6 protein-coding genes are annotated in these 5,852 nt (G+C 71.0%); 3 read left to right on the top strand and 3 right to left on the bottom strand.

Going from position 1 to position 5,852, the window contains the following annotated elements; all coding sequences use genetic code 11:
* The 3 genes from ACWEO5_RS37820 to ACWEO5_RS37810 form a co-directional block, all read right to left on the bottom strand.
* A partial coding sequence (locus ACWEO5_RS37820) for an acyl-CoA carboxylase epsilon subunit (RefSeq protein WP_452166606.1) occupies nucleotides 1-171 on the bottom strand: 171 nt, incomplete at its 3' end.
* A gap of 57 nt (nucleotides 172-228) precedes the next feature.
* Nucleotides 229-1,821, bottom strand: coding sequence for an acyl-CoA carboxylase subunit beta (locus ACWEO5_RS37815; RefSeq protein WP_344553540.1), 1,593 nt, complete (start codon nucleotides 1,819-1,821; stop codon nucleotides 229-231).
* Between the two features lie 351 nt (nucleotides 1,822-2,172).
* Entirely contained in the window at nucleotides 2,173-2,580 is a 408-nt protein-coding gene (locus tag ACWEO5_RS37810) for a PLD nuclease N-terminal domain-containing protein (protein WP_452166605.1), read from the bottom strand.
* Nucleotides 2,581-2,655: 75 nt separating this feature from the next.
* Between ACWEO5_RS37810 and ACWEO5_RS37805 the strand changes: the two genes are divergently transcribed.
* The 3 genes from ACWEO5_RS37805 (at nucleotide 2,656) to ACWEO5_RS37795 (ending at nucleotide 5,763) form a co-directional block, all read left to right on the top strand.
* Nucleotides 2,656-4,113, top strand: coding sequence for a menaquinone biosynthesis decarboxylase (locus ACWEO5_RS37805; RefSeq protein ID WP_344553544.1), 1,458 nt, complete (start codon nucleotides 2,656-2,658; stop codon nucleotides 4,111-4,113).
* The gene (mqnP, locus tag ACWEO5_RS37800) at nucleotides 4,110-5,012 is read left to right on the top strand and encodes a menaquinone biosynthesis prenyltransferase MqnP (RefSeq protein WP_452166604.1); all 903 of its coding nucleotides are present in this window, start codon (nucleotides 4,110-4,112) and stop codon (nucleotides 5,010-5,012) included. The genes ACWEO5_RS37805 and mqnP overlap by 4 nt, the downstream gene beginning before the upstream one ends.
* A gap of 358 nt (nucleotides 5,013-5,370) precedes the next feature.
* Complete coding sequence (locus ACWEO5_RS37795; protein ID WP_452166603.1) at nucleotides 5,371-5,763, top strand: VOC family protein; 393 nt, start codon at nucleotides 5,371-5,373, stop codon at nucleotides 5,761-5,763.
* Nucleotides 5,764-5,852 lie beyond the last annotated feature (89 nt).

The raw sequence follows: 5,852 nt of genomic DNA, 5'->3' as shown, positions 1-5,852 counted from the left end.
GCGGTCGCGCTCGCCGAAACCTTTCAGAATCAAGCTTGGGGGAGAACGGGAACCATGAACGAACCTCTCGTCCGCGTCGTCCGCGGCCCGCGCGGCCAGCACCGCGGTCAGCGCGGCCAGTTCCTCGGCGGTCAGCGAGCCGCGGACGACGCGGACGAGAGGTTCGTTCATGGTTCCCGTTCTCCCCCAAGCTTGATTCTGAAAGGTTTCGGCGAGCGCGACCGCTGGTTACATCGGCGGGTTGCCGTGCTTGCGGCTGGGCAGGTCGGCGTGCTTGGTGCGGAGCATGGCGAGGGCGGAGGCGAGCACCGAGCGGGTCTCGGCGGGGTCGATGACGTCGTCGACGAGGCCGCGTTCGGCCGCGTAGTACGGGTGCATCAGCTCGCTCTTGTACTCCTTGATCTTCTGGGCGCGCATGTCGTCGGGGTCCTCGGCGGCGTTGATGTCGCGGCGGAAGATGACGTTGGCGGCGCCCTCGGCGCCCATGACGGCGATCTCGTTGGTGGGCCAGGCGTAGGAGAGGTCGGCGCCGATGGAGCGGGAGTCCATCACGATGTAGGCGCCGCCGTACGCCTTGCGCAGGATCAGCTGGATGCGCGGCACGGTGGCGTTGCAGTAGGCGTACAGCAGCTTGGCGCCGTGGCGGATGATGCCGTCGTGCTCCTGGTCGACGCCGGGCAGGAAGCCGGGGACGTCGAGCATGGTGACCAGCGGGATGTTGAAGGCGTCGCACATCTGCACGAAGCGGGCGGCCTTCTCGCTGGCGTTGATGTCCAGGACGCCGGCCAGCGACTGCGGCTGGTTGGCGATGAGGCCGACCACGTGGCCGTCGATGCGGGCCAGCGCGCAGATCACGTTGGTCGCCCAGCGCTCGTGGACCTCCAGGAACTCGCCGTGGTCGACGACCTCCTCGATGACCTTGCGCATGTCGTACGGGCGGTTGCCGTCGGCCGGGACGAGGTCGAGCAGGCTCTCGTTGCGGCGGTCCACCGGGTCCTCCGCGGCCACCGAGGGCGGCATCTCCCGGTTGTTCTGCGGCAGCAGCGACAGGAGGTAGCGGACCTCCTCGATGCAGGACTGCTCGTCGTCGTAGACGAAGTGCGACACGCCGGAGACCGCGGAGTGGACGTCGGCGCCGCCGAGGCCGTTCTGGGTGATCTTCTCGCCGGTGACGGCCTGGACCACGTCGGGGCCGGTGATGAACATCTGCGAGGTCTCGCGGACCATGAACACGAAGTCCGTCAGGGCCGGGGAGTAGGCGGCGCCGCCGGCGCAGGGGCCGAGCATGACGGAGATCTGCGGGATGACGCCGGAGGCGCGGGTGTTGCGCTGGAAGATGCCGCCGTAGCCGGCCAGCGCGGTGACGCCCTCCTGGATCCGGGCGCCGGCGCCGTCGTTCAGCGACACCAGCGGCGCGCCGGCCGCGATGGCCATGTCCATGATCTTGTGGATCTTCTGCGCGTGGGCCTCGCCCAGCGCGCCGCCGAAGATCCGGAAGTCGTGCGCGTAGGTGAACACGGTGCGCCCGTGCACGGTGCCCCAGCCGACGATGACGCCGTCGGTGTGCGGCTTCTTCGCCTCCAGGCCGAAGCCCTGCGCGCGGTGCCGGCGCAGCGGCTCCACCTCGTGGAAGGAACCCTCGTCCAGCAGCAGGTCGATCCGCTCGCGGGCGGTCAGCTTGCCCTTGGCGTGCTGCGCCTCGGTCGCCTTCTCGCTGGGACCGCGACGGACCTGCTCGCGCAGCTCGTGCAACTCGGCGACCCGACTGCGGGCGTCGCCCGGAGTCTCGCCGCCGACCGGCGCATCGTGCAGGACCGTCATCTCGAACCACTCCAAGCTCGCGTGGGGCAGCGAACACCTCTACTGCTACGACAGTACGAGTCAGTGCGCCCCGCCCTCGGCGTCGAATCCGTACAAGGTCGGGACCCGATCGCTGTACAGGCTCCACATAGGGGGGCGCACGGGCCCAGCGCGGGGCCGTTTCCGGAGGGGGGCCGCGCCCCTCCCGGGCAGGGGGTGGCGGAACGGTCGAATTGGCAGGTCAGCGGCAAGATGACGGGTGCGCGCAGGCCGCCGTCCGGCGCCGAGTCGGTGGGGGCGCACACGGGCCGACGGCCCCGTGCGGGAGCTCCGGCACAGGCCCGGATGGTAGGGATGCGCCAAAAGGCGTGATCAGCCCTTGGGGTGGTCGCCGTCCCCCGGACGGCCCTCGTCCCCGCGCAGCTCCTCCTCGCGGCGGCGCAGGTCCGCCTCCCACTGCTTGAGCAGGTCCTCGTGCTGCTCGTTGCCGCGCTTCAGCGAGGCCAGGAACTCCGGGTCGTCGTCCGGGGCCAGCGGCCGCCCGTGCCCGGGGCGCCCGGCGGTCGGGCCGGACGGCCGGGCCGACCGGCTGCGGGCACCGGTGCGGTCGCGGCCGGCCACCAGCCAGGCGATCGAGCCGACCAGCGGGAAGAACAGCACCACGATCACCCAGGCCACCTTCGGCAGGTGGCGGACCTCGTCCTCCGGGGTGGTCAGGCAGTCGATGAACGCCCACACCCACAGGGCCAGCAGCGCCACCGCGGGCACGACTCTCAGCACAGCGCAGAACTCCCGGGAAGGTTCGAACAGGACCCTTGGCGGGCTCAGGGTAGCCCGTACCGGATACTGACAGGTATGGCATACGACGATCTCCGTTCCTTCCTCCGGGCGCTGGAGCGGGAGGGCGACCTCAAACGGATCAAGGTCGAGGTCGACCCCTACCTGGAGGTCGGCGAGATCGTCGACCGGGTGCAGAAGGCCAAGGGCCCCGCGCTGCTGTTCGAGAACGTCAAGGGCTCGGCGATGCCGCTGGCCATGAACGTCTTCGGCACCGAGCGGCGGCTGTCCAAGGCGCTCGGCCTCAAGTCGCCCGACGACATCGCCGAGAAGATCGGCGGCCTGCTCAAGCCGGAACTGCCGCAGGGCTTCACCGGCTTCCGGGAGGCGTTCGGCAAGCTCGCCTCGATGGCGCACGTCCCGCCGCGGAACGTGAAGTCCGCCGACGCGCCGGTCCACGAGGTGGTGCTCACCGGCGAGGACGTCGACCTGGAGCAGCTGCCCGCGCTGTTCACCTGGCCGCTGGACGGCGGCTCCTTCTTCAACCTCGGGCTCACCCACACCAAGGACCCGGACTCCGGCGTCCGCAACCTCGGCCTCTACCGGCTGCAGCGGCACGACAAGCGCACCATCGGCATGCACTGGCAGATCCACAAGGACAGCCGCAACCACGCCGCGGTGGCCGCCAAGCGCGGCGAGAAGCTGCCCGTCGCGATCGCCTTCGGCTGCCCGCCCGCCGTCACCTACGCCGCCACCGCGCCGCTGCCCGGCGACATCGACGAGTACCTGTTCGCCGGGTTCGTCGCGGGCGAGCGGGTCCGGATGGTCGACTGCAAGACCGTCCCGCTGCAGGTCCCGGCGGACGCCGAGGTGGTGCTGGAGGGCTGGCTGGAGCCCGGCGAACTGCTGCCCGAGGGCCCGTTCGGCGACCACACCGGCTTCTACACCCCGCAGGAGCCGTTCCCGGCGCTGACCATCGACTGCGTCACGATGCGCCGCCGCCCGCTGCTGCAGTCCATCGTGGTCGGCCGCCCGCCGACCGAGGACGGGCCGCTGGGCAAGTTCACCGAGCGCTTCTTCCTGCCGCTGCTCAAGGTGATCATCCCGGACATCGTCGACTACGACCTGCCCGAGGCCGGCGGCTTCCACAACTGCGTGATCGTCTCGATCGACAAGAAGTACCCCAAGCACGCGCAGAAGGTCATGCACGCCATCTGGGGCGCCCACATGATGTCGCTGACCAAGCTGATCGTCGTGGTGGACGCCGACTGCGACGTGCACGACTACCAGGAGGTCGCCTGGCGGGCCCTGGGCAACGTCGACTACAGCCGGGACCTCTCGGTCGTCGAGGGCCCGGTCGACCACCTCGACCACGCCTCCTACCAGCAGTTCTGGGGCGGCAAGGCGGGCATCGACGCCACCCGCAAGCTCCCCGAGGAGGGCTACACCCGCGACGGCGGCTGGCCCGAGATGGTCACCTCCGACCCGGAGACCGCGGCCAGGGTCACCCGCCGCTGGAAGGAGTACGGACTGTGACCACCGCCGACGCGTTCGAGGCCCCGCCGAGCCGGACCCGGGCCTTCCTGCGCCTGGTCGCGATCGAGCACTCGGTGTTCGCGCTGCCCTTCGCCTACACCGCCGCGCTCACCGCGATGTTCCTCGCCGACGGGTCGGTGCACTGGCGCGAACTGCTGCTGGTCACCGTCTGCATGGTCGGCCTGCGCACCTTCGCGATGGCCGCCAACCGGATCATCGACCGCGAGATCGACGCCCGGAACCCGCGCACCGCGGGCCGCGAACTCGTCACCGGCGCGGTCTCGCTGCGCACCGCGTACGTCGGCTCGGCGATCTCCCTGGTGGTCTTCCTCGGCTCGGCCGCGCTGCTCAACACGCTGTGCCTGCTGCTGGCGCCGGTCGCGGTCGTCCCGATGGTGGTCTACCCCTACGGCAAGCGGTTCACCGACTTCCCGCAGGCCATCCTCGGCCTGGCCCAGGCGATGGGCCCGATCGGCGCCTGGCTGGCCGTCACCGGCAGCTGGTCCTGGGAGGCGGTGGTGCTCGGCCTCGCGGTCGGCATCTGGATCGGCGGCTTCGACCTGATCTACGCCTGCCAGGACGTCGCGGCCGACCGCGGCACGGGCGTGCGCTCCGTCCCGGCCCGGTTCGGCATCCCCGCCGCGATCACCGGCGCCCGGGTCTGCCACGCGATCACCACCGCGCTGCTGGCCTGGTACGCGGTGCTGACCGACGCGGGCGCCTTCTTCTGGTGCGGGCTCGCCGTGGTGGCCGGGGCGTTCGTCTACGAGCACACCATCGTCAAGCCGCACGACCTGTCCCAGCTGAACCGGGCGTTCTTCTCCACCAACGGGTTCGTGGGCATCTCGCTGTTCGCCTTCGCCCTGATCGACCTGATCAGCCGGGGTCTGACGGTCTGACGGGAGAGCCCCGCAAGAGAGCACCGCCAGGGGCTCGGGGAACGGCGAGGCCGTGGCTGCGGACTGTGCACTGCCGCCCAGTGCGTCTGCTTCGGGTTCTGTTTCAGGCACGCAGCAGCACGGACCTCCGATGGGCTCCGTCCGCCAGCCGTTCCCGCAGCCCTCGGCCGCGCTGTCGGCGGCAGCCCCGGGGCCGGGCGGCCCCGGTTTTCGTTGCCGCACCATTGCGCCACCTGACGATCCGTCGGAACCGCCCCCCACCTGCGCGGACACCGCCCCCGCCGGATGAACCGCCACCCGCCGCGCCGATGCGCCATCCTGGGAGGAGCGGCTGCCCACGAGCGGAACGGGGAACACGATGATCGGCACACTGCAGTGCGTGGTGCTGGACTGCCACTACCCGGCGGGCCTGGCCCAGTTCTACGCCGCCCTGCTCGGCGGCGAGGTCGACCGCCCCGACCCGCGCTGGTCGCTCGACGGGGAGTGGTCCACCGTCCACCTGCCCGACGGCCGGGTGCTCGGCTTCCAGCGGGTGGAGGACTACCGTCCGCCGATCTGGCCGGACCCGGCCCACCCGCAGCAGCTCCACCTCGACATCGACGTCCCCGACCTGGCCGCCGCCGAGACCGCCGCGGCCGCGCTCGGCGCCGAGGTCAAGGCCCGGCACGAACGCTGGACGGTGCTCACCGACCCGGCCGGCCACCCCTTCTGCCTGGTCCCGCAGACCCGGGCCCCGCAGCGTCCGGCCTGAGAAAGTGTGGGGTAATTAGCTGATTACTGATCGTTGAGGTCGTCGGCGAGGCGGCGTGCTGCTTCGGTCTCGATGGGGCCGCGTGGCTC

This window comes from Kitasatospora sp. NPDC004272 (assembly GCF_053603035.1).
Note: the sequence above shows the minus strand (reverse complement) of the source record. Positions and strands in the feature narration are given on the sequence as shown.